Below are 26,699 nucleotides of genomic sequence, written 5' to 3'. Positions count from 1 at the left end.
AACTTGTTCGCGAGAGGGCTACCCTGACACTCCGCGTAACGCCTCCTCGCCAACAAGTTGGCTCCTACCTTTGTTTTGCTGCGACCCAAAGACCATGACCACACCCATCCCCTGCTACCACTGCGCTCTGCCCGTCCCGACTGGCAGTGGCTTTCATGCCGTCGTGCTCGGGGAAACCCGGGCGATGTGTTGTCCGGGGTGTCAGGCGGTGGCTGAATCGATCGTTGCCGGTGGCCTGGAAAGTTATTACAGCCATCGTAGCCAGGCGTCCGCCAATCCGGAAACACTGCCTGCGCAGTTGCTGGACGAACTGGCGTTGTACGACCGCGCTGAGGTGCAGGCACCGTTCGTGCGGCATCAAGGCGATCTGGCAGAAGCGACGCTGTTGATAGAGGGCATCAGCTGTGCGGCGTGTGGCTGGCTCATCGAACGCCACCTGCGCACCCTGCCCGCCGTCGGTGAAGCACGCCTGAATCTGTCCAACCACAGGCTCCACGTCAGTTGGTCCGACGGCCAAATGCCGTTGAGCCAGCTATTGAGCCAATTGCGCAATATCGGCTACGTCGCGCACCCTTATCAGGCTGACCGGGCTGCGGCCAAACTGGCTGATGAAAATCGTCAGGCCCTGCGCCAGCTCGGTGTGGCCGGGCTGCTGTGGTTCCAGGCGATGATGGCGACCATGGCCACCTGGCCGGAATTCAACATCGACCTCAGCCCGGAGATGCACACCATCCTGCGTTGGGTGGCGATGTTTCTGACGACGCCCATCGTCTTTTACAGCTGCGCGCCATTCTTTCGCGGGGCCATGCGTGACCTGCGCACCCGCCATCTGACCATGGACGTTTCCGTATCCCTGGCGATTGGCGGTGCCTATGTCGCGGGTATCTGGACCGCCATCACTGGCAACGGCGAGTTGTACTTCGATGCGGTGGGCATGTTCGCCCTGTTCCTGCTGGCCGGACGCTATCTGGAACGCCGCGCTCGCGAGCGCACTGCGGCGGCCACCGCGCAACTGGTCAATCTGCTGCCCGCGTCCTGCCTGCGCCTGGATAAACAGGGCCAGAGCGAACGCATCCTGCTCAGCGAACTGAAGCTAGGTGATCAGATACTGGTGCAGCCCGGTGCTGTACTGCCCGCCGACGGCAAAATCCTCGAGGGTCTATCGAGCATCGACGAATCGTTGCTGACCGGTGAGTACCTGCCTCAGCCGCGCAACCCTGGCGATGCGGTCACGGCGGGCACCTTGAACGTTGAAAGTACGCTCACCGTGGAAGTACTCGCGCTGGGGCATGAAACCCGCCTGTCAGCCATCGTCCGATTGCTGGAGCGCGCACAGGCGGAAAAACCCCGATTGGCGGAAATCGCTGATCGGGCAGCTCAGTGGTTCCTGTTGTTTTCATTGATTGCCGCTGCAATTATCGGCGTTGTCTGGTGGCAGATCGATTCGTCGCGGGCGTTCTGGATCGTACTGGCGATGCTGGTCGCGACGTGCCCTTGCGCCCTGTCGCTGGCCACCCCGACAGCGCTGACAGCCGCTACCGGAACCTTGCACACACAGGGATTGTTGCTGACCCGGGGCCATGTGCTGGAAGGCTTGAATCAGATCGACACGGTGATTTTCGACAAAACCGGAACCCTGACCGAAGGACTGCTGGCGCTGCGCAGTATCAAGCCGCTGGGCAAACTGGATGCAGACAGCTGCCTGCGCCTCGCAGCCGCGCTGGAGAATCGTTCGGAGCACCCCATCGCAAAAGCCTTCGGCCGCGCACCTGCGGCTGCCGAGGAGGTACTCAGCCGACCGGGGCTGGGGCTTGAAGGTGTCGTCAACGGACAAACACTACGGATTGGCCAACCGGAGTTTGTCTGCGGCTTGAGCGCCTGCGACATCCCACCAGCGCCCGATCAGACCGGCCAGCACCTGCTACTCGGCGACCGCGAAGGGCCTTTGGCCTGGTTCGTACTTGATGACCGACTGCGTGAAGATGCACACGCACTGCTGCAGGACTGCAAGGCGCGCGGCTGGCAAACCTTGCTGCTGTCAGGCGACAGCTCGCCGATGGTTGCTCTGGTCGCTGCCGAACTGGGTATCGACGAAGCCCGTGGCGGCCTGCATCCCGATGCCAAACTGGCCGTCCTGCAACAGCTTCAGCAGCAAGGGCGCAAAGTCTTGATGCTCGGAGACGGCGTCAATGATGTACCAATCCTGGCGGCTGCCGACATCAGTATCGCCATGGGCTCGGCGACTGACCTGGCAAAAACCAGTGCCGACGCGGTCCTGCTGTCCAACCGGTTGCAAGCACTGATTCAAGCCTTTGGTCTGGCGCGCCGGACACGCCGGGTGATCACTGAGAATCTGCTCTGGGCCGGGCTGTACAATGGCCTCATGCTGCCTTTTGCGGCCCTCGGCTGGATCACCCCCATCTGGGCTGCGGTGGGCATGTCCATCAGTTCATTGGCGGTGGTGCTCAATGCGTTGCGCCTGACCCGCATGCCGTCCACCTCAGAACCTCATCGGCAGCCTGCTTCGGAGGCTTTATGCCAGCGCTCTACATCATGATCCCGGCGGCGTTGCTGCTGGTTGGCGTGGCTATCTATATTTTCTTCTGGGCAGTGGACAGCGGCCAATACGACGACATGGAAGGCCCGGCGCACAGCATTCTTTTTGATGACCAGGACCCGAAACATCAGGCGGCAGTTGATGAGGTTGCGGGAAGGAAGAAAGATGAGTCTGATGTTTAGGTCTGGCCGACATTCTTGCAGGAGCTCACGAGCAACGCGAGGCAGCGATGGCGGTGTGTCAGGCAGAATGCTATCGCTGCCTCGCGTTGCTCGTGAGCGCCTACAAAGAAAGCATTTCAGTTCGGAAAGTCATTTTATCTGTGATGAGCGGACTCATGGCTGACTTGGCCCCCCTCCTGATTTCAGCCCTGATCCTCGGCCTGCTCGGCGGAGGGCATTGCCTGGGCATGTGCGGCGGACTGATGGGCGCGCTGACACTGGCCATTCCCAATGAGCAACGCAGCCGACGTTTCAGGCTGCTGTTGGCCTATAACCTCGGGCGAATTTGCAGCTACGCCTGCGCCGGGTTATTGACCGGTCTGGCGGGCTGGGCAGTCGCCAATAGCCCCGGCGCATTGGCATTGCGCGTGGTGGCCGCGTTGCTGCTGATCGCCATGGGCTTTTATCTGGCCGGGTGGTGGAGCGGCCTGACCCGTATCGAAGGCCTTGGCCGCTGGTTGTGGCGTTACATTCAACCTGTCGCCAATCGACTGCTGCCGGTGTCGAGCTTGCCGCGCGCGTTGCTGCTGGGCGGACTGTGGGGCTGGTTACCTTGCGGTCTGGTGTACAGCACCCTGCTCTGGGCGGCGAGCCAGGGTAATGCCATCAACAGCGCTTTGCTGATGCTGGCCTTCGGCATCGGTACCTGCCCGGTATTACTGGCAACCGGCCTTGCGGCGCAACGGACTACCGCGGTGTTGCGCAAGCGTGGCGTCCGGATGGCGGGCGGCCTGCTAGTGATCATGTTCGGACTCTGGACACTGCCTGGCCCGCATCAGCACTGGTTGATGGGCCATTGACCCATATCAAAAGAACTGCAAGCGCGTTTCCTTAGACTGACCGTTACTGCCAGCCGCCCCAGGGAACGCCAACATGCTCGACGCCATCCGTTGGGATTCTGATCTGATTCGCCGCTACGATCTGGCGGGACCACGCTACACCTCCTACCCCACAGCAGTGCAATTTCATACGCAGGTCGGTGCCTTCGACCTGCTGCATGCACTGCGCGACAGCCGCAAGGCCGTCCGCCCGCTGTCGCTTTACGTGCATATCCCGTTCTGCGCCAACATTTGCTACTACTGCGCCTGCAACAAAGTCATTACCAAGGATCGCGGTCGCGCCCAGGCCTATCTGCAGCGGCTCGAGCATGAAATGCGGATGATTGCCTGCCACCTTGATCCTGGCCAGGTCGTCGAACAGCTGCATTTTGGCGGCGGCACGCCGACCTTTCTGAGCCCCGATGAGTTACGCCAATTAATGGGTTTCCTGCGCCAGCACTTCAACCTGCTGGACGACGATTCCGGCGACTATGGCATCGAGATTGATCCGCGCGAAGCTGACTGGTCGACCATGGGGCTGTTGCGCGAACTGGGCTTCAACCGGGTCAGCCTCGGCGTGCAGGATCTGGACCCTCAGGTTCAGCGCGCGGTGAATCGCCTGCAAAGCCTGGAAGAAACCCAGGCGATCATCGATGCCGCACGTACCCTGCAATTCCGCTCAGTCAACATCGATCTGATTTACGGGCTGCCCAAACAGACGCCGCAGGCTTTTGCGCGGACGGTAGAAGAAATCATCGCCCTGCAACCCGACCGGCTGTCAGTGTTCAACTACGCTCATCTGCCGGAGCGCTTCATGCCGCAGCGGCGTATCGACAGCAATGACCTGCCCTCACCCGAAACCAAATTACAGATGCTCGAACACACGATCGAGCAATTGACCGCAGCCGGTTACCGCTACATCGGTATGGATCACTTCGCCCTGCCGGATGATGAACTGGCGATCGCTCAGGAAGAACTGACCCTGCGACGTAATTTTCAGGGCTACACCACTCACGGCCACTGCGACCTGATTGGTCTGGGCGTTTCAGCGATCAGCCAGATCGGCAATCTGTACAGCCAGAACAGCAACGACCTGGCTGACTACCAAAGCCTGCTGGCCAGCGACCAATTGGCGACCAAACGCGGCCTGGTGTGCAATCAGGACGACCGTATTCGCCGAGCGGTGATTCAACAACTGGTCTGTCATTTCACGTTGCGGTTTGCCGACATTGAAACGGAATTCGATATCGACTTCCGGGCTTATTTCCGCGAGTTATGGCCGCAGCTCACAACCATGGCCAGCGACGGGCTGATCGCTCTTGAGGCAACGGGCATCGCGATACTGCCCGCCGGTCGGCTATTGGCTCGCTCGGTATGCATGGTCTTCGACGCGTACCTGACCGAACAGAATCGCCAGCGTTTTTCCCGGGTGATATGAGCAGCTCCTGCAGGATGGGCCGCTCGCTTACATTTTGGCCAGCATCAGCATGCTTGCCTTGGCTTTGTCGGCCGATTTCAGTTGCAGTGCGTTCATGACAGAAGACAGGTCACTGGCCGAAGTACTGATCTGACGCTGATAAATGGCAGAAACGGTCTGCAGTGCAGCCGCCTTCGCCTGGCGCATATCGGGATTGAGCGACTTGTCGTTGAGGGTCGCCTGTAACTCGCTGTTCGATTGGGCCAGCCTTTTCTGAGAGTCACGCACAGAAGTCAGGATTTTCTGCACCGAGTCTGGCAAGCCACTCTGCTTGATATCAGTATTGGTCGAGCCGGATAACGCCGCCCTCGCCAGACCGGCCGCAGAAAGACTGACCTCTGCGCTCTGGGAGGTCGGTATGGTAGCGGCACTCTGTGGCGCGGCCTTTTCAGCGGCGCTTTTCTGTGCAGCCGCATTGGCCGTCAGGAAAGCACGGCTGATGGCGGTAAGAGCGGATGACCACATGAGCGGGGACCTGTTTGAGAAGGCGGGTGATGCCAAAACTATCGACCGCTGCATGCAAAGCTTGATAGCCCTGCGGCAGTTCGGCGCTGGCCTGAGTAGTCACTGGTGAGTTACCCTTATGACTTATGTGTGATTACCACAAGGAAATAAAGTGATGCCCGAGCCAGTCAAAGTACGCGCTCATACCCAGGCCCATTGCAAGGATTGCAGTCTGGCTCCGCTGTGCTTGCCGCTCTCCTTGAATCTCGAAGACATGGATGCTCTGGACCAGATCGTCAAACGCGGTCGACCGCTGAAAAAGGGCGAGTTCCTGTTCCGTCAGGGTGACACTTTCGGCTCGGTATACGCGGTACGTTCGGGCGCACTGAAGACCTTCAATATCAGTGACGGTGGCGAAGAGCAACTGACCGGTTTCCATTTGCCCAGCGAGCTTGTGGGCATGTCGGGCATGGACGCTGAAGCCTATCCGGTTTCGGCTCAGGCGCTGGAAACCACCTCGGTGTGTGAAATCCCGTTTGAGCGTCTGGACGAACTCTCCGTGCAGCTGCCACAACTGCGCCGCCAGTTGATGCGCGTCATGAGCCGGGAAATCCGTGACGATCAGCAAATGATGTTGCTGCTGTCGAAAAAAACCGCAGACGAGCGCATCGCGACGTTTCTGGTCAACCTGTCGGCGCGCTTCCGTGCCCGGGGCTTTTCGGCCAATCAGTTCCGCCTGAGCATGTCGCGCAACGAGATTGGTAATCACCTGGGGCTCGCGGTGGAGACAGTGTCGCGGGTCTTCACTCGCTTCCAGCAGAACGAACTGATTGCTGCAGAAGGCAAAGAGATCAGGATCCTTGATCCGATCCAGCTGTGCGCACTGGCGGGTGGCGCTATCGAAAGCTGAGGGTGCGATCCGGAGCTGGCGCCTTTAGACTAGGCAATCGATTCAAACCTCCAGCCTTGGACCACCTGATGATTTTCGACGAAGCCAGCTTCAAATCCCTGATTCGCCCGGTCGTGGACTTTCCCAAGCCGGGCGTTATCTTTCGCGACATCACCCCACTGTTCCAATCCCCTAAAGCCACTCGACTGGTGATGGACAGTTTCGTGCAACGTTACATCGAGGCGGATTTCAGTCACATCGGTGTGATGGATGCCAGGGGCTTTCTGATCGGTTCGATTGTGGCTTATGAACTCAACAAGCCGCTGATCCTGTTTCGCAAGCAGGGTAAATTGCCTGCGGACGTGCTGTCAGAGGGTTATCAGACTGAATACGGCGAAGCATTTCTTGAAGTGCACGCCGACAGCTTGTGCGACGGCGACTCGGTGGTGATGTTCGATGACCTGATCGCCACAGGCGGAACGCTGATTGCCGCCGCCAATCTGATCCGCCGTATGGGCGCGAAGATTCACGAAGCAGCGGCCATTATTGATTTGCCGGAACTGGGCGGCTCAAAGCGCCTGCAAGACCTGCAAATCCCTACGTTCTGCCTGACCAGCTTTGGTTTGACGGAGTAAGCCCACCGCCCCCCCCTGTGGGAGCGATCGGGTGGCGCTCCACTTTATTCGCGAATGCGGTGTGTCAGCCCAAAACTGTTAAGGGCCGCCCATTCGCTCATCAAACAACATACAAACTACTGGATTGAAATGCATTTTCTGTAGGAGCTGCCGAAGGCTGCGATGCATTTATCCTGACAGACCGCGATCGCAGCCTTCGGCAGCTCCTACAGGTCCTGTGCTTGCCACGAGACAGCGCGGCCTGATTAAGCGTCAGGCATTTACAACGCGATCGGTTTGCGCCCTGCAAACGAGTGCGCCAACGTGCCGCCGTCCACCAGCTCCAACTCGCCACCCAGCGGTACACCGTGGGCGATGCGTGAAGTGATCAGGCCTTTGTTGGTCAGCAGTTGCGCGATGTAGTGCGCGGTGGCTTCGCCTTCGACAGTCGGATTGGTGGCCAGAATGACTTCAGTAAAAGTCCCCTGTTCGTTGATACGCGCCAGCAGTTGCGGAATGCCGATGGCCTCCGGACCAAGCCCGTCCAGCGGCGACAAGTGCCCCTTGAGTACGAAGTAGCGACCACGATAACCAGTCTGTTCTACCGCGTAGACATCCATCGGACCCTCCACCACGCACAGCAGGGTGTCATCCCGACGGGTGTCCGAGCACTGCGGACACAGATCGTCTTCAGTCAAGGTTCGGCACTGCCGACAATGCCCTACCCCTTCCATCGCCTGGCTTAATGCCAACGCCAGCCGCGAACCGCCACTGCGATCACGCTCAAGCAGTTGCAGCGCCATGCGTTGCGCAGTTTTTTGACCGACCCCTGGCAGGGTGCGCAGGGCATCGATCAGTTGGCGAATCAGTGGGCTGAAGCTCATGGAGAAAGGTCCGACAAAAACACAAGACGCGGTTTATACCCGCGCCCTGCCAGCAGCGTCAATCAAGGGTTACGTCATGCGTCTGAGACGTGAACCACCAATTTGCCAAAGTTGCGCCCTTCCAGCAGGCCAATAAAGGCTTCTGGCGCTTGCTCAAGGCCCTGCACCACGTCTTCACGGAATTTGATCTTGCCTTCGGTGACCAGTGGCGTCATCTCGCGGAAGAACTCTTCGTGACGATGGCCGTATTCCTCGAACACGATAAAACCCTGCATACGGGCGCGCTTGGTCAGTATCGTGCGCAACAGCAGTGGCAAGTCGTTCGGACCTTCAGGCACGCCCTGAGCGTTGTACTGAGCAATCACGCCACACACTGGAATCCGCGCCTTGGGATTGAGTAGCGGCAACACGGCATCGAAGACTTTGCCGCCAACCAGTTCGAAGTAGATGTCGATGCCTTTACCGCAAGCCTGCTTCAATTCTTCGGCGAAATTGTCGCCCTTGTGGTCGATACAGGCGTCGAAGCCCAGTTCATCAACCACATAACGGCACTTGTCCGCACCACCTGCTACGCCGACAACTCGCAAGCCGTTCAATTTAGCGACCTGCCCCACCACTGAGCCCACCGCACCCGACGCCGCCGCGACCACCAGCGTTTCGCCTTCCTGCGGTTTGCCGATGTCCATCAGGCCCATGTAGGCCGTCATACCCGGCATACCTAGCACGCCGACAGCCATGGAGTCGCTTGGCAAGTCTTTCGGGATGAGCTGCAGCGCCGCTCCATCATTGATGCTATGAGTCTGCCAGCCCGTCTGGCCAACCACGCGGTCACCAACCTTGTACTTTGGGTTACGCGACTGCTCAACAATGCTGACAGCACCGCCTTCCATCACGTCGTCTATCTCGACCGGATCGGCATAGGACGGCGCGTCACTCATACGCCCGCGCATATAGGGGTCAAGAGACAGGTAAAGGGTGCGCAACTGCACTTGCCCTTCCTGCAGGTCCGGCAGTGCTTCACGTTCCAGACGGAAGTTTTCCGGGGTCGGCGCACCGGTCGGACGGGAGGCCAGGACAATTCGCTGGTTAAGAATCAATTCTTGGGTCATCAAAGCGGCTCCTTGGAAATGAATTCTATGGGGTATGCAGAAGCAGACCTTCTGAAGCCAGCGACGTTCGGTTGGATGCTGATGAGCATTATCTGTGGGAGCCGAGCTTGCTCGCGAAGAAATCAATCAGATTCATCTGCGAGACTGCAGCGTCTGCATCGCGGGCAAGCCCGGCTCCCACAGGTGAAACGCGCTTTATCTGTGTGAGCGGTACTTGCCCGCGATAAGTCTGGACGCGATTGACCTGATATCTGCGGTGCTTTTATCGCGGGCAAGCACCGCTCCCACAGGCTCAGGACGACCCGAACCTTTTTGCAAAAACAAAATGCCAGGCACAAGGCCTGGCATTTTGGGGTACAACCTGCAATCAGAACGGCAGCTTCATGCCTGGAGGCAGTTGCATGCCAGCGGTCATGCTGGAGGTCTTTTCCTGGCTGGCCTGTTCAATCTTGCGTACTGCGTCGTTGACGGCAGCAGCGATCAGGTCTTCCAGCACTTCCTTGTCTTCCTGCATCAGGCTGTCATCCAGATTGATGCGCTTGACGTCATGGCGACCGGTCATCACTACGCTGACCAGGCCTGCGCCCGATTGGCCGGTGACTTCGGCATTGGCCAGTTCTTCCTGCATCTTGGCCATTTTTTCCTGCATTTGCTGCGCCTGCTTCATCAGACCAGCCATGCCACCTTTCATCATGGGATATCTCCTCGAAAATTGATTGTGTTAGCGGGTGGGGAAACCGTTCGGTATCCCACCGTCAGTTAATGAGTCTGAGCCACCCAGACTGGGTGATAACTACTGCGCTCGGTAATACTGCGTTAAAAACAGGCGAAAAATGCTCATTTAGAACACCTAGACTCCGCTTTTTCGCCTGTTTTTGCCTTGTCTTACCTTCGCTCGCTACGTTTTCACACAGTCTGGACCGGGGCATCCACGGGTTTAATCGTATCCTCCCGGATCACCGCGCCAAACTGTTCAAGCATCTGCTGGATGAACGGATCAGCATGGATCGACGCTTCCGCCTGCCGCTGACGCTCGACACGCAACCGCGAAGCCGCCTGGGCCGGGGTTTCCTGTTCGGGTTTGATCAACTCGATCTTGAGGTTGATCGTGCGCCCGGCAAATTGATTGAGGCCATCGTTAATACGGCGCAACTGGGTCGCGTTGAACAAGGCGCTGTGCCCAGGATCCAGGTGCAGCAACCAGTTATCGCCGTCCATCGAGACCAGTGTGCAGTTGGATGCGATGCTGCTGGTCATGCCGGAAATCGGTAACTTGTTAAACATGTCCAGCCATTCAGCTGCCAGGCCCGTCGCCGGTTTTGACGCCGGGGCCGGTTCAGCTTCGACCTCTTCGGTCACGGTTTCGTGCGCGAGTTCATCCAGATAACTGTAGGACGCCGGATCGATATCCACATCCGGCTCGACATAATCGTCGTCCGGTGGCGGTTCGTCTTCACGGTCCATCGGCGCAGGAACGTAAGCATCGGGAATGGCTTCAAGCATTGCGGGAGTCACGGCCTGCTCGGCGAAGGCCTCAGGCTGTGGAGCTTCAACCTCCGGCGCATCCGGCACCGGACTGGCTGGCGCAGGACTTGGCATCGGCGTGAGTTCAGGCTGCTCGGCGACAGTGTCGAGTACCGGCTCGGCAACTAGTTCCTGAGCAGGCATAGCAACCGGCTGGGGTTCGGGTTGCTCCTCGGCTACCGGCGGCAACGCCTTGGGCTCGTTCCATGGCAAGTCGACTTCTGCTACTGGCTCAGATTCTGGCGCAGCTGCAACGGGAGTCGGCGCGACCGGCTCGACAATCGGAGCAGCAACTGGCTCAGCAACAACCGGAGCGGCAGCCTGCACAGGAGCAACTGCTACCGGCGCGACAGCGGTCGCACCGGCCACTGGTTGTGCGGAATCAACTGTGGCCGGGTTGATTCCCACTGTCTTTAGTGGCTGCCTCGGGGCATCGCTGCTGTCTGCGGGGCGAAACGCCAACATCCGCAGCAGGACCATTTCGAAGCCGCCACGAGGATCGGGCGCCAACGGCAGATCGCGTCGACCGATCAAGCCCATCTGGTAGTAAAACTGTACGTCTTCGGCAGGCAATGCCTGCGCCAGAGCAAGCACACGCTCACGGTCGCCATGGCCGTTGTCGACACCCTCAGGCAACGCCTGGGCTATCGCCACGCGATGCAATACGTTGAGAATCTCCGACAACACGCCGTTCCAGTCAGGGCCCTGCTCGGCCAGGTGGCGGACGGCTTCCAGCAGACTGCGGGCATCACCGTCGATCAAAGCGGTCAGTACATCGAACACTTGACCGTGATCCAGCGTACCGAGCATGGCCCGCACATCGGCGGCCATTACCTTGCCTTCGCCAAAGGCGATGGCCTGATCGGTAAGGCTCATGGCATCGCGCATCGAGCCGTCGGCGGCACGCCCCAGCAACCACAGTGCATCGTCTTCGAACGGGACGTTTTCGACGCCCAGCACATGGGTCAAATGCTCGACCACGCGCTCCGGCGTCATATTTTTCAGTGAGAACTGCAGACAGCGCGACAGTATCGTCGCTGGCAGCTTTTGCGGGTCGGTGGTCGCGAGGATGAATTTGACGTACGGCGGAGGCTCTTCAAGGGTCTTGAGCAACGCGTTGAACGAGTGGCTGGAGAGCATGTGCACTTCGTCGATCAGGTAGACCTTGAAGCGTCCGCGGCTCGGCGCGTATTGCACATTATCCAGCAGCTCACGGGTGTCCTCGACCTTGGTGCGGCTCGCGGCGTCGATTTCGATCAGGTCGACAAACCGACCTTCATCGATCTCCCGGCACACCGAGCAGGTGCCGCAAGGCGTCGACGTAATGCCGGTTTCACAGTTGAGGCACTTGGCGATAATCCGCGCAATCGTGGTTTTACCTACGCCCCGGGTGCCGGTGAATAAATAGGCGTGGTGCAGCCGCTGGCTGTCCAGCGCATTGATCAGGGCCTTCAGCACATGGGTCTGGCCGACCATTTCGCGGAACGAGCGCGGACGCCATTTACGTGCAAGAACCTGATAACTCATGGAAAACCGTCGCAACTGGGAAGCGGAAGACCGCTAATGCTAGCGGAGCAGGGGCAAAATTGCATCTGGTGTCCTCGTCTAATCTGACTAAGCTGTGCAAATGGATGTAAGGCCACGCAGTAGTCGGGTCTTTAAGAGCCTCATTCGCGGCTCGCACTTGAGGGACCTCCCATGCGTAGAAGTCGGCTCATACCGAGCGTACTGTTGCTATTTACCCTGAACGCCGGAGCTGCCGAGCCCCCACTGCGATTTTCCGTGGCTGAAAGCTGGTCGATGCCACTGGTTCAACTGGAGGACTATCAACCCACAGCCGGGATTCTGTTCGACATCATGCAAAGCCTGGCCAGCCAGGTGGGTCGCGAAGCCGAGTATCACGTGCTGCCGCGCCTGCGCGTGCAGGCAGCACTGGAGCGCGGCGAAGTCGACATCCGTTGCTACGCGGCGCAAGCCTGGGTGCCCCACCTGTCAGGCGATTACTTCTGGAGCCTGCCGATCCTGTATCAACGTGATTTGCTGATTGCCTCTGCCGAGACCGCCGCAGGGCCTTACCCGGGCCAATTCGACAACGAAACCATTGGCACCGTGCTGGGCTACAACTATCCGGATCTGCAGTACCTGTTCGACAATCACCAGTTGGTGCGTGAGGATGCCCGCAATCAGGAGCAGACCCTCAGAAAACTGGCCGCGGGCCGCTATAACTACGCGGTGTCGAGCCAACTGGTATTGGATTGGCTCAATCGCGATCTGCCTGCCAGCAAACAGTTGAAAGCCATCTCGTTAATCAGCGAACAGCCCGCCGGTTGCATCGTGCGCAATGACCCTGATCTGCCGACGCAAAAAATCCTGCGCACACTGGTACGCATGAGAGTCTCCGGTGAAATCCAGCGGATTATCGATCGCTACACAGCCCCGCGTATCTGAACCCTGCGAGAAGCCTGCAACAGGCCTGCTGTAGTAATACCGTCACATAGCGTCGATACGCTCGCCTGAAATATTTAGCAACACTTAGCCCAGGCAGGTAGTTCACATGAGCGATAAACCCGACGATGCCTCGCAAAACAACCCCAGTCGCCGTCGTTTTCTGGGAGGGATGGCAGCTTTAGGAGCCGGTATCGCCTTGAGCGGCTGCGATACCGCTCAGAAATCCTCGTCAGCTCCAGTCGCCCCCCTCACAGGTGCGGCACTGGACAAGGCGCTGCGCGAGCATGTCAAAACCGTCGTGGTGATTTACGCCGAGAACCGCAGTTTCAATAACCTGTTCGGTAATTTCCCCGGGGTCCAAAAGCCCCTGTCGGCGCTCAAGCCAGGCGATTATCAACAACGTGACCGCGACGGCTCGATGCTGAAAACCCTGCCACCGGCCTGGGGCGGCGTTCTGCAAGTGGGCCCGCAAACGGTTGACGGCGTGAGCTACCCTGCTGGCGGTCAGTTTCAGGAAAACCTGCCCAATGCGCCCTTCCCGCTCAAAGGTATCAATGGCGAAGATTTGCCGCTGAGCCTCGTCACCCGGGACCTGTGGCATGTGTTTTATCAGAATCAGATGCAAATCAACGGCGGCAAGAATGACCGTTTCGTTGCCTGGGCTGATGCGGGTGGCCTGCCGATGGGTTACTACGCACAAAGCCAGTACTCGCTGCGCCTGTGGGATGTCGCCAAGGAGTTTGTACTCTGTGACAACTTCTTCCAGGGAGCCTTTGGCGGCTCGTTTCTCAACCACCAGTATCTGATTGCCGCCACCGCCCCCACGTACCCGAACGCTGCGAACTCGGTGGCGAAATCACAAATTGCCCGCCTGGAAAGCGACAACCCGAAGGACCCGCGCCTCAAGCCACTGGAGCAGTCTCCGGCCAGTGCCATGACCGGTCCACCGCAATTCGGCCCCAGCGCGCTGACGCCCGATGGCTATGCGGTCAATACCCTCGCCCCACCGTTCTGGCCAACCTGGCTACGTGATCCGGCAAAGCCGGACTATTCCATGCCGGATTTGCCCAACGTGCTGGTGCCACAGACTCACGAACACATTGGCGACAAGCTGTCGAAGAAGAACATCGACTGGGCGTGGTATGCAGGTGCCTGGCAAGTCACGCTTGATGAGTTCAAGGATTCCACAGGGATCCCGAAAATACCTAACTTCCAGTACCACCATCAGCCGTTCAATTACTTCGTGCAGCAAGGCCCGCAGAACCCGGTTGAACGGAAAAAACGGCTGCGCGATGGCGGGTTGGGCGATGAGGCCAGCAGCAACAGGTTCCTTGCCGATGCTGAGGCGGGCAAGCTGCCTGCGGTGACGTTCTATAAGCCTCAAGGCAATCTGAATATGCACGCAGGTTACGCGGATGTCGCCGCAGGTGATCGGCATATCGACCGCGTTATCAAGGTGCTGCGCAACAGCCCGCAATGGGCGAACATGGTGGTTGTCATTACTGTCGACGAAAATGGCGGCTGGTGGGATCACGTAGCGCCACCCCAGGGCGATCGTTGGGGGCCGGGTACGCGGATTCCTGCGCTGGTGGTTTCGCCTTTCGCGCGTAAGGGCACGGTCGATCATACGGTCTACGATACGGCCTCGATTCTGCGTCTGATCACTCGGGTTCACGGGCTGGAAAAGCTCAACGGTCTCAAGGAGCGAGACAGCGCGATGGTTGCTCGCGGGCAATCGCCGATGGGTGACTTGACCAATGCGCTGCAGTTTCCCACGTGATCAGTTGAGTGTTCTGTCGGCCACTGCCTGGTGACGCGGGAGATTCTGTGTTCGCCCGTAACCGCTCACCTGTTGGAGCGTGGCTTGCCCGCGAAGAACGATTACTCGGTAAACCTGATACACCATGGCAACTGATTCGTCGGATTGCTGCTCAGGCCAGGTCCAGGTCCAGGTTGAACAGAAAAGCGCGATCTCATGTGGGAGATTCTATGTTTGCCTGCAAGCGTTGATCCCGGTAGGAGCGAATTCATTCGCGAAGAGGCCGGTACATTCGCCGCCTTTGTGCAGCCTGAAATACCGTCTTCCCGAATGAATTCTGCCCCACGGGGGCGATCCTGAACTTAAGATCAGCGCCAACCTGCGAGGCACACCCGCCCGCAGATCCTGAACCGTGGGCCGCCGCAGGTTCAACCGATCCGATCAGCTCTCAGCACACTCAACCCGCCATGACCAGTTGGTTACGCCCCTGTTGCTTGCCTTGATACAGGGCCTGATCGGCGCGGTTAAGGGCGCTCTCGAAGCTTTCTGCCGGGCGGATTTCGCTGACGGCCAGGGTCGCAGTGACCACCAGCGGCCCATGGTCCACTTGTCCCACCCATTCGCGAATACACCGCAGGATGCGCTCTGCCACTGCCTGGGCAGCCTGCGCCGAGGTGTCGGGCATGAGCACCAGAAATTCTTCGCCGCCCCAACGGGAAGCAACGTCGGTGGTGCGCACGTTGCTGTTGATGGCCTCTGCGACACGCTGAAGGATCAGGTCGCCCTGCTCGTGTCCCAGGCGGTCGTTGATCTGTTTGAAGTGGTCGATGTCCAGCAGGATGATCGCTGACGGTACCGAGTCGGCCAGTTGCCGCACCCCGAGCATCACTCTGCGCCGGGTATAGAGGTTGGTCAGGCTGTCGCGGTTGGCAGTGTGAAACAGGTTCAGTTGCATAGACCGCGTAAAGCGCACAGACAACGCGGTGCCGTGCAATAGCACGCCAATGGCGGTCAGGACATTGACGATACCGAACACCTCGAGCAACTGCGGCGCCACACCAGAATCGATGCCCATCTGCCCACGCAGCGCGAAGCCACCTACCGAGACGACGAGAATGGCCAGGTTCAGCAGTAACCGTGGGCGGCGCGCACTTTGAAAACTGAACGCGATAATCGGAATCACGCAGTAAAGATAGAAGTAAAAGTTGCTGTTCCACCCCAGCACCCATGTCGCCAACAACGCGTGCAGGATGATTTCCACGCTCATCACCATCCCGGCAAAGCTGTAGCGCCCCGCACGGATGGCCTTGAGACAGACCACATAAGCCAGAATGCTCAGACCGTTACCCACAGCTAGGGAAGGTACTTTCAGTGCACAGAACAGTACGAACAATATGAGGTGAATACAGAAAGCGATTTGCACAATAGGCACGATGTGCTGCCAGAACTGCGCGGTGGTTTCACGCAACAGTTGCGCACGATCACTCGCCGATAGGGTATTCATCAAGCAGCCTCATTAGTGCGATGCATCCAAGCGAGCAGTGCGAATCAAATTGGGTTTATGTTCAAGCTATCGACTGACTTCGAGTGGCCTTGATGTCGGTGACAAGGCCAGTCTTGGTTAATCCGGTTACTACGAGCGTCTGTCGAGGCACCGAGTTCCCTGTCGTAGAGCGCCGCATGCAGCTCGCGCTGCTGTAGGGTGCTCCGTGTGTTTTTTATTCTGCGGTGGGTGTTTACAGCGTTCATGCATTGCTGAACAAAGGTAAGAGTAGTGGAGATGTTCAAACAACCGCTCAGAAGCGGAAATTCAAGATGGCTCAGTTGATCATCAAGCCGCCACCTGAACCTGCATGACGGCCTGCCAGACATCAGGTGATTTTAAAGCAGATCTGGACGGCTCGACTTCAACGCCGCTTCGCTGACTTTTCCCTGGATAGAACACGTCAACATGCCCTTGCTGTCCCCGGTCAGGTCGGCAGACGCAGGCTCGACTATCAGGACCCGCTCGGAGGTGTCGGTGACCAGCTTGCCAGCGGTGTCACCTGAGGTCTCGGGGAGCCATTTCGACTGTTTCTCGGACCAGATTTCCGGACGGGCAAAAACACCATTGGTCGACAACAGCTCCAGAGAGTGCTTTTTCTTCAGAGACGCTACGACTTGCTCAGGCGACTGCTGAACATAGAACCCCCAACTGATGATGCGCGAGCCCATAAGATCCATGTCCTCGGCGTAGAAGCCGGTCAAGGACAGATCGCCAACCACCACCGGCTTATCGAAGATCCAGCGCTGGCCCATCTCGGTCTTGATGCCGCCCTGCAGGGTGATATGGCCGTTTTCCTGCTTGCTGGCAACCAGCGACTTGAACGGTGCTTGCGTAACCACCGGGAACGACTGGGTGCCGCAGCTCAAGAAATCAGCCAGCGAGTCTGTGGCGGCTGAAGCATTGGCAGCTGTAAACAGCGCGATGGCAGGAAGAATCAAAGCAGAGAGTTTCATTGGCAGGTTTCAGTCCTTTAATAATGAGGGTCGTGGATCCGTCGCACCACAACGGTGCCTTATTGACGACCGCGCAAAATTAGCTGAATGGCCTTATGCCGTCCACCGACAACGTACTCGGCGAGCCAGCGTGTCAGCCAATATCCGGAATCAGCCCCAACAGATCGGTAGAACCGACATCAACGCCCGCCTGCGTCAGCAGTGTCGTCGCCTGCCCGCGGTGGTGGGTCTGATGATTGAAGAAGTGAATCAACAATCCATAAAAATCACGTGCTGCCGGAATGCCCGCAGTATTGGTGTAGCCCAGCACCGCATCAAGATCGGCCTCCCGCAACCCGGCGGCCCACTCGATGATTGCCTGATCAACCCGTGTGCGCTGCACCGCCAGTTCAGCCAGGTTGCTATAGACCTGCTCATTCAAGGCTTTGGGATCAGGCAGAGCACGCACTACATCCAGCGCCGGAAACCCTGCCGGATGCCGTGCGAAGCGTTTGAGCCAAACGGTATCGCCCACCAGCAGATGGTTCAGCGTGCCCATGATTGAACCGAAGAATGCATTGCGGTCCGCGCTCAACGCCTCTTCGGGCAGGCTGGCAGCAGCGACAGACAGCTTGTCGTTCATCCACTGGTTATAAGCGGCCATGAGCTGGATATGATCGAGACGATTCAAGGTAGGGTTTCCCGGCAATACGCCATAAAAGGAAGCGCAAAAGCGGACTTTGCGAGATTCAGTAACGGCCTGCAAGTACGTCTGCCAACCGACACACCGCTGGGAGGACCGGGGCGTCACTTACCTGAAGATAAACCGAACGACTGAAAACAGGCCCACTCTCACCTTCATGCGAATATTTTCCTGCTTGAGGTGAATCATGATCGAGATCAACAGCTATACCACCGTGAAACGACGCGAGCGCGTGCCACATGAAATCTTCGCCACCTACTGGCGCGATGTGCATGGCCCGCTCTGCTCCCGACTGCCCGGGCTCGGTTTGTATATCCAGCACCACTTTTCCCGAAATCAGGACGCTCACCTTTGGCCGTTGGCCGATGACGTTGAGGAAATAGCCGATTACGAACTGGATGGCGGAGTCGAGATCGGCTTCGCTTCAGCCCAGGACCAGAAGCAGTTTCAGCAAGCCAGCTCGATACTCTTCTCTGACGAACAGAACATGTTCGAGGAAACCCTCGCCTACGATTTGCCGAAAGGTTCGACGACTCTGGTTAACCGCCTGAACGATGACAGGTTCAACGGTCGGGATTGCCTGGATCGCATCCATGTACACTTCAGTCCTCGCACCAGTCTCGCGCAATTGCACGACTACTTGAGCAACGATCTGGCCAAGGCATTGGCTCGTGCCGATGAGGTGCTGAAACTAACCATGCACCTGTGCCAACCGTTCAACAACGACGGCATGCACCCACCTGCACCCAACGTCGCTCATCACGCGGTGCCCGCGCGGGCGGAGCTTGCAATCATGGAGATAGCGTTCGAAAGCCCGCTGGCCCGACGCCGTTTTTTCGACAGCCCGTTATTCACGGCCACACTGCAAGCCCAAGGCAAACACATTGCCCAACTGAAAGCCTTCGCCGTGTCCGGGCTCTACACCTATGTACGTGACGGCAACCTCACGACGGCAGGCTTGCGCGGCAGCCGGGCGGCAGAACTGATCGATTATCTGGGAGCCATCAACCAGCGCACGCCAGAGGTTGAGCACTTGCTATTAAAGGGAACCCTGGCAGACGTCTAACAAGGGCCACGCTCTATCTGGACGCCAAAGCATGAGCCTATGCCCAACGGTTATTTGACCATTTGATCAACAATCCCTAGGGTAGCGGCCTTTGTGAATACCTGAGACGCCCATGACCGCCCACGCCAAACTGCCCTCCACCGTCTACCTGCTGGGGTTGACGATTTTCTCTCTGGTAACTGCCGAATTCATGGTTGCCGGGATGATGCCAGCCTTGGCCGATGCCTTTTCGGTCAGTCTGGCGCAAGTGGGTAATCTCATTGCGTTCTATGCCTTGGGCATGGCATTGGGTGGGCCTCCGGTCACGGTGTTATTGCTGAGCCGAGGCATCAGCAACAAGCGCGCATTGGTGGGGCTACTGGCGGTCTATGTGGCTGCCGGTATTCTGGCCGCCATGGCGGCGAGCTACACGGTGCTGGCCCTGGCGCGAATTCTCATGGGTGTGTCCAGCGCCGCCTGTATCGGGCTGTGCATGACCGTCTGTGCCGGATTGGTTGCGCCGCAGTTCCGCGGCAGAGCGGTTTCAGTGGTGCTGGCAGGATTGATGCTTTCGCCGGTTGCCGGCGTGCCATTGACCGCTTGGGTCGAGCAGCATTTTGGCTGGCGAGCCAGTTCGTGGCTGGTCGTGTTGCTGGCGCTGATCTGCAGCGTATTGGCCGCAGTACGTTTGCCCGTCAGCGAAGCCGGCAGCGAACCGGCACTGAGCCGTCAATGGGACGCCTTGAAAAACCGCAGCCTGTGGGCCGCCTATATCACCAGCGGGCTGATTATCGGCGCCACCTTTGCCGCATTCAGTTATTGCACCCCGATCCTGATTGAAGAAGTCGGCATCGCGCCAGGCCACGTGGCGCCCTTACTGGCCTTGTATGGCGTCGCTAACTTGCTGGGGAACATGGTTGTGGGCCGCATTGCGGATCGCTACACCCTTCCCGCACTGGGCTGGGGCCTGCTTTTGCTGGTACTGGCGTTAAGCGGCTTTGCGTTGGCGGGCGATCACCTCTGGTTGAACCTGACCTGCTTTATCACACTGGGCCTGACGGGCGTGGCGCTGAATCCGGCGATGGTCGCGCGAGTGATGAAAGCCGCAGAGCCCGGTGCATTGGTGAACACCCTGCATACGTCGGTGATCACGGCTGGCCTGGCATTGGGCAGTTGGGGCGGCGGCACCGCCATCGATGCCGGTTATGGCCTGCGAGCCCCATTGTGGGTAGGCGCGGGACTGGCATTACTGGGGTTGCTGAGCCTGGCGCGGCCGATGGCTGCACGTGAAGTGGCAAGGCCCTGCGCGTAAAGCTCGGCTGCACAACGGCGCTGGACTCATGTGAGCTTTCGTTTGGCGGCTGCCTCTACTAGGGTGGATAAATGACTTTTCCAAACCGGAGTAGAGAACATGTTCAGACACCTTTTGTCAGCGTTTGCAGGTCTTGTCCTGTTCAGTAGCCAGGTGCTGGCCGAGCCCCTCAAGATCAGCGTGATCGGTGCAGGTAACGTCGGTGGAACGCTGGGCACGCTGTGGGCCAAAGCAGGCCATTCGGTAATGTTTTCCTCACGGCACCCCACAGAACTTACCGACCTGGTGAAGACCGCAGGCCCCAACACACGAGCGGGTTCGGTCAGTGATGCTGCCGCATGGGGTGATGTGATCGTCTTGACGGTTCCGTATGGAGCAATGCCGACGCTTTCAGAACAACTGAAGGACAAACTGAACGGCAAAGTCGTGCTCAGCGCCAGCAACCCCTTCAGCGGCCGCGATGGAGACACAGGACGCAAAGCGCTTGACCAAGGTGTGGCATCAGCCGACCGGGAGTATCTGCCGAACGTGCATCTGGTTCGGGCCTTCAACGCCATCGGTTACGCGGCCATGGAGAGCCAGTCGGGCAAGAACAAGGCGATCCCGACCTTTGCCGATGACGCCAAGGCCCGCGAGGTGGGTGCCAGACTGGTGCGCGACGCAGGGTTCACTCCAGTGATGCTGCCGCTGGCCCGAGCCAACGAAGGTCTGCCAGGAGGACCGGCCAGCGGCGTCTGGAATGAGGCCGAACTCAAGCAACGGCTCGGCCTCTAGTCGCAGCGTCAAGGTCAGGTCATTCCCGGCATCAACCACTTCAGTCAGACAAAACATAACCTGCTGGATAATGGGCTTTCGTGGGACTGGCCGCCTGATACTGGATCTGACATCTCACCTCACCGACGGCTAAGCGCGCTGCCGTGATGCATTGCCAGATGGCCAGTCTTGTCGCTTTTGACCTCATATTGCGGATGCTCTTTCGACGCGGGCCGATGTTTGCCCATGAATTCAACATCCTTGACGTGGACCTTGGTCACCTTGCCATGGATTTCACCCGCCTCTGAGTTCCAGCTGACGGCATCGCCGCTCTTGAAAGTGGTGGTCATCAAGCTCTCCCGGTCTGATTCCATAAGGTGCGCACGGCCATTGGGGCAGCGTCCAGCCTTACCGACGCCTTTCCTGTAGAGACCTGTAGGCCCCGGAAATTCACGATGATGGCACCACTGGTCCAGCAACCGCCCAATACCCGACAGTAGCGCTCTGAAAAATCCGTCCGAACGCTTACAATCCCGCCCTTTATCGCTCACCAGAAAGGCCAGTCAGTCCATGGCGCTCGACCCACCCACGCTGCTCATCCTTACCATCGCCCTTGCGGCGGCCGCTGCCTTGTACCTAGCGGTCGAATGGCGCAGCGTTCGTGAATCCTCGCTGCTCTACTGGAGCGCCGGTTTTGCGACGATCAGCATCGGTTCCACCCTCGCCCTGCTGCGCATGAGCGGTTTTTTGTTGATCGGCATCTGGTTTGCCAACGGCTTGCTGGTGGCGGCGCACTGGCTTTTTCTGGCGGGTGTGGCGCGTTTTACCGAAGTACGCCTGTCGCGCGCCTGGTTGTTGATCCCCGTCGCCTGGCTAGCCCTGCTTTTGTTACCAAGCGATCCGGCGTGGTCGAAAGTCATGCTGGTGGCCAACTCACTGCTGGTGGCCCTGCTCACGCTAAGAGCCAGCTTGCTCCTGCGCCCCCACGGCAGATCACTCAGTGTCGGGGCGGTACAACTGCGTTATGTGCTGCTCATTCATGGCCTGTTCTATGTGGCCAAGGCGATACCGCCTCTGGTACCAGGCACGTTGATCGACCTTGCGGCGTTTCGCGGCGAGATCATTCAGATATCACTGGTTGAAGGGGCGATGGCGATCATGCTTATTGCACTCTCCATGACCGGGACTGAGCGCTATCGCCGGGAAATGCGCATCGCCCGGCTGGCCGCCCGCGACCCTTTGACCGCCCTGTACAACCGCCGCGCCCTTGAAGTACGGGCACAGCGGCTGCTGGATCAAGTTACAAGCACTCGACCCGGCGCTTTGCTGCTGATCGATATCGATAACTTCAAACTGGTTAACGACCTGTTCGGCCACACCGCTGGCGACCGCTTGCTCATTACGCTGAGTGAGATGATCCGCTCAAACCTGCCCCAAGGCTCCCTGGCAGCACGACTGGGCGGTGACGAGTTCGTCATTCTGCTCAATAACGCTTCTCGTGACCGCATTCTTGAACTGGGCAATGCGCTGCGCAGCCAGTTTCATAACGCTACTTCACAAACGTTCAACACGCCCCAGGCGGTGACGTTAAGCATCGGCGCGAACCTGTTTGACCAACCGCCCGTCAGCCTCGCGGCGTTGATCGAACAAGGCGATGCTGCGCTGTACACCTCAAAACGTGAAGGGCGCGACAGTGTTCGGCTGGTCGATCAAACCGCAGGGATTCGCGAGTCCCTCCAGGCAAATTAGCGGCAGCCCGGGGCGACCAGGTCGCCCCCATGAAGAGCTGTAAATGTTTACATGGCCTCGCTCTCTGTAGGAAGGATCGTTCCAATCTGTAAGAGGTGCGGTTAGAGTGTCGCCCCCGCGAAATTGGATCCCGGGATTCTAGGCTATGGAGTTTTCAATGAAGTACATCAGTAAAGTTGCCGCATCTGCCGTTCTCGGTCTCGCCCTGGCAGGTTGCACCGGTACCGCCATCAAATCCCCGCACTATGACAGCAACCAATACACCGTACTGGGTCACAGTGAGGCAAGCGCCACCGGCCTGATGTTGTTCGGCATTATCCCTATTCGCCAGAACAGCCGCTTCGTACGCGCCCAGACTTCCGCGATCAACGCTAAAGGCGGCGATGCGATGATCAACACCCAAGTCCAGGAAAACTGGTTCTGGGCCTGGATCCTGAGCGGTTACACCACCACTATCTCCGGTGACGTGATCAAGCTGAAAAACGCACAATAAAAAGTGCGCAGGTTTGTTCAGCATTGAGTAGACGAATCATGCAGCACTGCTTATTCGTCTAAAGAAAACGCCGCTTTTCTCGATACAGAGAAAGCGGCGTTTTTTCGTTCTACGGTCCCTCTCCCGGATCGCGCGTAAGACGCACTCTATTGCGGCCCGATATCACAGGTTTCAGTCATTCATGGCAGGCCTGGAACCGACCGAAGGGTGTACCGGTCATAAACGGATTCGCGGCCTTATCCATGCAGTCCTTCCAGTGAACGCAGGCGCAGGGCCAAGAGTGGCAGCGCTGCGGGTTTGGCCGTGCAAACGGCCAATGCTTCTGCATCTGATACGGTGACCTGGGAACAACAATGCGAAAGTGGATAAACCGTTGAAAGACCTGACTCGAGAACAGCTTGAGGCTGAAGTCGTGCGCTTGCGCAAAGCCCTTGAAGACGCAGGCATCGACCCACCGCAGCAGGCTGAACCGAGCACCACTCATGCCGCATCAGGCAATTCATCCCCTGAGCCAGAGGCCGACCAGGCAACGGTTGCCAACAGCGAAACGCGCCAGCAAGCAATCTTCGAAAGCGCTATCGATATCGCCATGATCGTGACCAATCCTGCCGGTGTTATTACCGACTGGAACCCCGGTGCCGAGTTGGTCCTGGGCTGGGCCAGCGAAGAAATGCTTGGCCAGACGGCCGAACGGTTCTTCACCGAAACGGACCGGGTCAGCGGCCAGATCGAACGGGAGATGCGCCACGCCCTTCAGGAAGGTCGTGCGCTGGATGAACGCTGGCATCTGCGCAAAGGTCATCAACGTTTCTGGGCATCTGGTGAGATGATGCCGCTCTATGACGACGACAACGTTCACCTTGGCTTCGTCAAAATACTGCGTGATCGCACCAGCGAGCACCTCGCAGGCGTCGCCATCGAAGAAACCCAGGAGCGCTATCGCCTGGCAGCGAAAGCCACCAACGATGCGATCTGGGACTGGGACTTGCAAGCCAACCATGTGCTTTGGAACGAAGCGCTGGAGGAAGCCTACGGGCATCCACTGGGGTCAATCGACACCTCGGGTGAGTGGTGGATTGCCCAGATTCATCCCGACGACCAGCCGCGCATCTATAACTCGATCCATGCCTTGATCGACAGCACTGGCAGCGGCTGGACAGAAGAATACCGTTTTCAGCGTCGGGACGGCTCCTACGCCGATGTTCTGGACCGTGGGCACGTGATCCGCAACGCCGAGGGCCAGGCAGTGCGCATGATCGGTGCCATGCTTGACCTGTCACGGATGCGCACTGCAGAAACCGCCTTGCGCCAGAGCGAGGAACGCTTCCGCAAGATCCTCGAGACGGTCGAGTCGGCCTTTGCCATTGTTCAGGTGAAGTTCGATGCCGACGACCAACCTGTCGATTACCGGTTTGTCGAAGCAAACCCCGCTTTCGAACGCCAGGCCGGGGTCAACCTGCGCGGCAAGTGGGTGACCGAGTTTGCCCCGGATCTAGAACGCTTCTGGTTTGAAACCTACGGGCATGTCGCAAAAACCGGCGAACCCGCCACGTTCGAAAACTATGCCGAAGCGTTCAAGCGCTGGTTTGACGTTCGCGCCGTTAGCGTCGGCAATCTGGCCGATCGACAGATCGCGATCATCTTCAGTGACGTCACCGAACGGCGCAATGCGCAGGAACGTCTACGCATCAGCGAGGCCGTAGCGCGGCAAAACGTGGAGCGCGTGCAACTGGCGCTCGCGGCGGGTGCAATTATCGGTACGTGGCACTGGAGCATTCCCGACGACCGTTTCACCATCGACGAAGCTTTCTCTCGGGCCTTTGGCATTGATCCTGAGCTGGGCCTTGAAGGGTTGAGTATGGAACAGGTCGTCGCGACCGTTCACCCTGAAGACAAGGAAGCACTGGAGCAGGCAATCAAGGAGGCCACCATCAGGGGTGGGGCTTATGCCCACCAATACCGCGTGCGTCGCGCAGATGGTCGGTACTACTGGATCGAGGCGAACGGACGGGTTGATCTGGCCGAAGACGGCAGCCCGCTCAGCCTGCCAGGCGTGGTGATCGACGTGGAACGACGACGCTCCATAGAGGCCGAACGCGACCGCGCAACCGCAGCCCTGCGTGCGCTCAACGAAACACTGGAACAACGTGTGGCAGAACGCACCGTCGAACTGATGCAGGCGGAAGAGAAACTGCGGCAGTCGCAGAAGATGGAGGCTGTCGGCCAGTTGACGGGCGGCCTGGCGCACGATTTCAACAATTTGCTGGCCGGTATTTCCGGGGCTCTGGAGTTGATGGGTACCCGAATCGCTCAGGGTCGCTGGACGGAAACAGAGAAGTACATCACGACTGCGCAGGGTGCAGCAAAACGCGCAGCAGCGTTGACTCACCGCCTTCTTGCGTTTTCCCGCAGGCAAACCCTCGATCCGCGACCGACCGATGTAAACAGGCTGATGGAAGGCATGGGCGAACTCATCAAACGTACTGTCGGCCCGGGCATCGCCCTGGAAACCGTCGGTGCAGCGAGCGTATGGCCCACCCTGGTGGACGCCAGTCAGCTTGAAAATGCCCTTCTCAATCTGTGCATCAATGCCCGTGATGCGATGCCGGACGGCGGATGCATCAGAATCGAAACAGCCAATATGACGATGGACCATGACACGGCCCGCGCGAACGAAATGCCTGAGGGTCAGTATCTGGCACTGACTGTCACAGACACCGGGACCGGCATGCCGCCAGAAGTCATCGCCAAAGCGTTCGACCCCTTCTTCACCACCAAACCGATTGGTCAAGGCACCGGCCTGGGCCTGTCAATGATCTATGGATTCGCCAAGCAGTCAGGTGGCCAGGTGCGTATCCACTCGCAGGTGGGTGTGGGTACGACTATTGGCATTTACCTGCCGCGTTACGATGGCGAGGCCGCCGAGGATGCTAGCGAAGCAGACAAGACTTCAATACCGTCAGCAGATTTCGGCGAGACCATTCTGATCGTCGATGACGAACCAACGGTTCGTATGTTGCTCATGGACGTGCTGAGCGAGCTCAACTATCGAATCATTGAGGCAGGTGACAGCGTCGCCGGGCTCAAAGTACTGCGCTCCGATGTCCACATCGACCTGCTGATAACCGATGTCGGGCTACCGGGGGGCATGAACGGCAGGCAGATGGCCGATGCAGGGCGCGAGGTCAGGCCTGCGCTGAAAACCCTGTTCATCACCGGATACGCAGAAAACGCGGCCATTGGCGACGAGCAGTTAGGCCCCGGCATGCAGGTGCTGACCAAACCCTTTGCGATTGACACCCTCACTTTACGCGTGCGGGAGCTCATCAGTTCGTAGCTAAGCCTGGCCGTACCTGACGATACTTGCCAACTAGAGCAAATGATTCTCATTTGTGATATTTTGCCGCGCTTGCTCCCATGCC

General features: G+C 58.6%; 23 protein-coding genes. 14 read left to right on the top strand and 9 right to left on the bottom strand.

Annotated elements, in window-relative coordinates; translation table 11 throughout:
- Window positions 1-94 precede the first annotated feature (94 nt).
- The 4 genes from ACYASS_RS03600 (at window position 95) to hemN (ending at window position 5,034) form a co-directional block, all read left to right on the top strand.
- Window positions 95-2,557, top strand: coding sequence for a heavy metal translocating P-type ATPase (locus ACYASS_RS03600; protein WP_463585120.1), 2,463 nt, complete (start codon window positions 95-97; stop codon window positions 2,555-2,557).
- Window positions 2,536-2,739, top strand: a complete 204-nt coding sequence (ccoS, locus tag ACYASS_RS03595) for a cbb3-type cytochrome oxidase assembly protein CcoS (protein ID WP_243245902.1) — start codon at window positions 2,536-2,538, stop codon at window positions 2,737-2,739. Before ACYASS_RS03600 ends, ccoS begins: the two co-directional genes overlap by 22 nt.
- 155 nt (window positions 2,740-2,894) lie before the next feature.
- The gene (locus ACYASS_RS03590; protein WP_463585119.1) at window positions 2,895-3,578 is read left to right on the top strand and encodes a sulfite exporter TauE/SafE family protein; all 684 of its coding nucleotides are present in this window, start codon (window positions 2,895-2,897) and stop codon (window positions 3,576-3,578) included.
- A 73-nt stretch (window positions 3,579-3,651) separates the two neighbouring features.
- A complete protein-coding gene (gene hemN, locus ACYASS_RS03585) occupies window positions 3,652-5,034 on the top strand; it encodes an oxygen-independent coproporphyrinogen III oxidase (protein ID WP_463585118.1) in 1,383 nt (460 codons plus the stop codon).
- 27 nt (window positions 5,035-5,061) lie between these two features.
- Here the strand turns inward: hemN and ACYASS_RS03580 are convergent, their stop codons facing one another.
- On the bottom strand, window positions 5,062-5,538 hold the full coding sequence (locus ACYASS_RS03580; protein WP_463585117.1) for a chemotaxis protein: 477 nt from the start codon (window positions 5,536-5,538) through the stop codon (window positions 5,062-5,064).
- 154 nt (window positions 5,539-5,692) lie between these two features.
- Here ACYASS_RS03580 and fnr point away from each other — a divergent pair, with 154 nt between their 5' ends.
- Entirely contained in the window at window positions 5,693-6,427 is a 735-nt protein-coding gene (fnr, locus tag ACYASS_RS03575; RefSeq protein ID WP_087266374.1) for a fumarate/nitrate reduction transcriptional regulator Fnr, read from the top strand.
- 68 nt (window positions 6,428-6,495) lie between these two features.
- Window positions 6,496-7,041 (top strand): adenine phosphoribosyltransferase, encoded by a 546-nt coding sequence (locus tag ACYASS_RS03570; protein ID WP_027900957.1) that lies wholly within the window; start codon window positions 6,496-6,498, stop codon window positions 7,039-7,041.
- 260 nt (window positions 7,042-7,301) lie between these two features.
- Here the strand turns inward: ACYASS_RS03570 and recR are convergent, their stop codons facing one another.
- The 4 genes from recR to dnaX all read right to left on the bottom strand — a co-directional run bounded on the left by recR (window position 7,302) and on the right by dnaX (window position 12,064).
- Window positions 7,302-7,904 (bottom strand): recombination mediator RecR, encoded by a 603-nt coding sequence (gene recR / locus ACYASS_RS03565; RefSeq protein WP_243245911.1) that lies wholly within the window; start codon window positions 7,902-7,904, stop codon window positions 7,302-7,304.
- Window positions 7,905-7,978: 74 nt separating this feature from the next.
- Entirely contained in the window at window positions 7,979-9,013 is a 1,035-nt protein-coding gene (locus tag ACYASS_RS03560; protein WP_243245912.1) for an NADP-dependent oxidoreductase, read from the bottom strand.
- A gap of 367 nt (window positions 9,014-9,380) precedes the next feature.
- Window positions 9,381-9,707, bottom strand: coding sequence for a YbaB/EbfC family nucleoid-associated protein (locus tag ACYASS_RS03555; RefSeq protein ID WP_027900954.1), 327 nt, complete (start codon window positions 9,705-9,707; stop codon window positions 9,381-9,383).
- A gap of 212 nt (window positions 9,708-9,919) precedes the next feature.
- Entirely contained in the window at window positions 9,920-12,064 is a 2,145-nt protein-coding gene (gene dnaX / locus ACYASS_RS03550) for a DNA polymerase III subunit gamma/tau (protein ID WP_463585116.1), read from the bottom strand.
- 171 nt (window positions 12,065-12,235) lie between these two features.
- On the opposite strand from dnaX, the gene ACYASS_RS03545 reads away from it, so the two are divergent.
- Together ACYASS_RS03545 and acpA are read left to right on the top strand one after the other, a co-directional pair.
- A complete protein-coding gene (locus tag ACYASS_RS03545; RefSeq protein ID WP_243245916.1) occupies window positions 12,236-12,985 on the top strand; it encodes a substrate-binding periplasmic protein in 750 nt (249 codons plus the stop codon).
- 106 nt (window positions 12,986-13,091) lie between these two features.
- The gene (gene acpA, locus ACYASS_RS03540) at window positions 13,092-14,765 is read left to right on the top strand and encodes an acid phosphatase (RefSeq protein WP_463585115.1); all 1,674 of its coding nucleotides are present in this window, start codon (window positions 13,092-13,094) and stop codon (window positions 14,763-14,765) included.
- A gap of 436 nt (window positions 14,766-15,201) precedes the next feature.
- On the opposite strand, the gene ACYASS_RS03535 is transcribed toward acpA, so the two are convergent.
- The 3 genes from ACYASS_RS03535 to ACYASS_RS03525 all read right to left on the bottom strand — a co-directional run bounded on the left by ACYASS_RS03535 (window position 15,202) and on the right by ACYASS_RS03525 (window position 17,913).
- A complete protein-coding gene (locus tag ACYASS_RS03535) occupies window positions 15,202-16,248 on the bottom strand; it encodes a diguanylate cyclase domain-containing protein (protein WP_463585114.1) in 1,047 nt (348 codons plus the stop codon).
- Window positions 16,249-16,625: 377 nt separating this feature from the next.
- Window positions 16,626-17,243 (bottom strand): hypothetical protein, encoded by a 618-nt coding sequence (locus ACYASS_RS03530; protein ID WP_463585113.1) that lies wholly within the window; start codon window positions 17,241-17,243, stop codon window positions 16,626-16,628.
- A gap of 133 nt (window positions 17,244-17,376) precedes the next feature.
- The gene (locus ACYASS_RS03525; RefSeq protein ID WP_463585112.1) at window positions 17,377-17,913 is read right to left on the bottom strand and encodes a DinB family protein; all 537 of its coding nucleotides are present in this window, start codon (window positions 17,911-17,913) and stop codon (window positions 17,377-17,379) included.
- Between the two features lie 199 nt (window positions 17,914-18,112).
- Here ACYASS_RS03525 and ACYASS_RS03520 point away from each other — a divergent pair, with 199 nt between their 5' ends.
- From ACYASS_RS03520 to ACYASS_RS03510, 3 genes are all read left to right on the top strand, one after another.
- Window positions 18,113-18,991, top strand: coding sequence for an EthD domain-containing protein (locus ACYASS_RS03520; protein WP_463585111.1), 879 nt, complete (start codon window positions 18,113-18,115; stop codon window positions 18,989-18,991).
- Between the two features lie 112 nt (window positions 18,992-19,103).
- Entirely contained in the window at window positions 19,104-20,282 is a 1,179-nt protein-coding gene (locus tag ACYASS_RS03515; RefSeq protein ID WP_463585110.1) for an MFS transporter, read from the top strand.
- Window positions 20,283-20,381: 99 nt separating this feature from the next.
- Entirely contained in the window at window positions 20,382-21,056 is a 675-nt protein-coding gene (locus ACYASS_RS03510) for an NADPH-dependent F420 reductase (RefSeq protein WP_463585109.1), read from the top strand.
- A 119-nt stretch (window positions 21,057-21,175) separates the two neighbouring features.
- Here the strand turns inward: ACYASS_RS03510 and ACYASS_RS03505 are convergent, their stop codons facing one another.
- A complete protein-coding gene (locus ACYASS_RS03505; RefSeq protein ID WP_243245930.1) occupies window positions 21,176-21,385 on the bottom strand; it encodes a hypervirulence associated TUDOR domain-containing protein in 210 nt (69 codons plus the stop codon).
- Window positions 21,386-21,605: 220 nt separating this feature from the next.
- Here ACYASS_RS03505 and ACYASS_RS03500 point away from each other — a divergent pair, with 220 nt between their 5' ends.
- The 3 genes from ACYASS_RS03500 to ACYASS_RS03490 all read left to right on the top strand — a co-directional run bounded on the left by ACYASS_RS03500 (window position 21,606) and on the right by ACYASS_RS03490 (window position 26,614).
- A complete protein-coding gene (locus ACYASS_RS03500) occupies window positions 21,606-22,784 on the top strand; it encodes a GGDEF domain-containing protein (RefSeq protein WP_463585108.1) in 1,179 nt (392 codons plus the stop codon).
- Between the two features lie 157 nt (window positions 22,785-22,941).
- Window positions 22,942-23,277, top strand: a complete 336-nt coding sequence (locus ACYASS_RS03495) for a hypothetical protein (RefSeq protein WP_122664785.1) — start codon at window positions 22,942-22,944, stop codon at window positions 23,275-23,277.
- A 373-nt stretch (window positions 23,278-23,650) separates the two neighbouring features.
- The gene (locus tag ACYASS_RS03490; protein WP_463585107.1) at window positions 23,651-26,614 is read left to right on the top strand and encodes a PAS domain-containing hybrid sensor histidine kinase/response regulator; all 2,964 of its coding nucleotides are present in this window, start codon (window positions 23,651-23,653) and stop codon (window positions 26,612-26,614) included.
- Window positions 26,615-26,699: the final 85 nt, after the last annotated feature.

The sequence above is a fragment of the Pseudomonas sp. HP_14 genome (assembly GCF_055283875.1).
This window is presented reverse-complemented; position numbering and strand designations above follow the sequence as displayed.

Excerpts from the sequence above, each read along its gene's own strand:
- ACYASS_RS03600 (WP_463585120.1), top strand. The coding sequence starts at position 95 with ATGACCACACCCATCCCCTGCTACCACTGCGCTCTGCCCGTCCCGACT.
- ccoS (WP_243245902.1), top strand. The coding sequence starts at position 2,536 with ATGCCAGCGCTCTACATCATGATCCCGGCGGCGTTGCTGCTGGTTGGC.
- ACYASS_RS03590 (WP_463585119.1), top strand. The coding sequence starts at position 2,895 with ATGGCTGACTTGGCCCCCCTCCTGATTTCAGCCCTGATCCTCGGCCTG.
- hemN (WP_463585118.1), top strand. The coding sequence starts at position 3,652 with ATGCTCGACGCCATCCGTTGGGATTCTGATCTGATTCGCCGCTACGAT.
- ACYASS_RS03580 (WP_463585117.1), bottom strand. The coding sequence starts at position 5,538 with ATGTGGTCATCCGCTCTTACCGCCATCAGCCGTGCTTTCCTGACGGCC.
- fnr (WP_087266374.1), top strand. The coding sequence starts at position 5,693 with ATGCCCGAGCCAGTCAAAGTACGCGCTCATACCCAGGCCCATTGCAAG.
- ACYASS_RS03570 (WP_027900957.1), top strand. The coding sequence starts at position 6,496 with ATGATTTTCGACGAAGCCAGCTTCAAATCCCTGATTCGCCCGGTCGTG.
- recR (WP_243245911.1), bottom strand. The coding sequence starts at position 7,904 with ATGAGCTTCAGCCCACTGATTCGCCAACTGATCGATGCCCTGCGCACC.
- ACYASS_RS03560 (WP_243245912.1), bottom strand. The coding sequence starts at position 9,013 with ATGACCCAAGAATTGATTCTTAACCAGCGAATTGTCCTGGCCTCCCGT.
- ACYASS_RS03555 (WP_027900954.1), bottom strand. The coding sequence starts at position 9,707 with ATGATGAAAGGTGGCATGGCTGGTCTGATGAAGCAGGCGCAGCAAATG.
- dnaX (WP_463585116.1), bottom strand. The coding sequence starts at position 12,064 with ATGAGTTATCAGGTTCTTGCACGTAAATGGCGTCCGCGCTCGTTCCGC.
- ACYASS_RS03545 (WP_243245916.1), top strand. The coding sequence starts at position 12,236 with ATGCGTAGAAGTCGGCTCATACCGAGCGTACTGTTGCTATTTACCCTG.
- acpA (WP_463585115.1), top strand. The coding sequence starts at position 13,092 with ATGAGCGATAAACCCGACGATGCCTCGCAAAACAACCCCAGTCGCCGT.
- ACYASS_RS03535 (WP_463585114.1), bottom strand. The coding sequence starts at position 16,248 with ATGAATACCCTATCGGCGAGTGATCGTGCGCAACTGTTGCGTGAAACC.
- ACYASS_RS03530 (WP_463585113.1), bottom strand. The coding sequence starts at position 17,243 with ATGAAACTCTCTGCTTTGATTCTTCCTGCCATCGCGCTGTTTACAGCT.
- ACYASS_RS03520 (WP_463585111.1), top strand. The coding sequence starts at position 18,113 with ATGATCGAGATCAACAGCTATACCACCGTGAAACGACGCGAGCGCGTG.
- ACYASS_RS03515 (WP_463585110.1), top strand. The coding sequence starts at position 19,104 with ATGACCGCCCACGCCAAACTGCCCTCCACCGTCTACCTGCTGGGGTTG.
- ACYASS_RS03510 (WP_463585109.1), top strand. The coding sequence starts at position 20,382 with ATGTTCAGACACCTTTTGTCAGCGTTTGCAGGTCTTGTCCTGTTCAGT.
- ACYASS_RS03505 (WP_243245930.1), bottom strand. The coding sequence starts at position 21,385 with ATGACCACCACTTTCAAGAGCGGCGATGCCGTCAGCTGGAACTCAGAG.
- ACYASS_RS03500 (WP_463585108.1), top strand. The coding sequence starts at position 21,606 with ATGGCGCTCGACCCACCCACGCTGCTCATCCTTACCATCGCCCTTGCG.
- ACYASS_RS03495 (WP_122664785.1), top strand. The coding sequence starts at position 22,942 with ATGAAGTACATCAGTAAAGTTGCCGCATCTGCCGTTCTCGGTCTCGCC.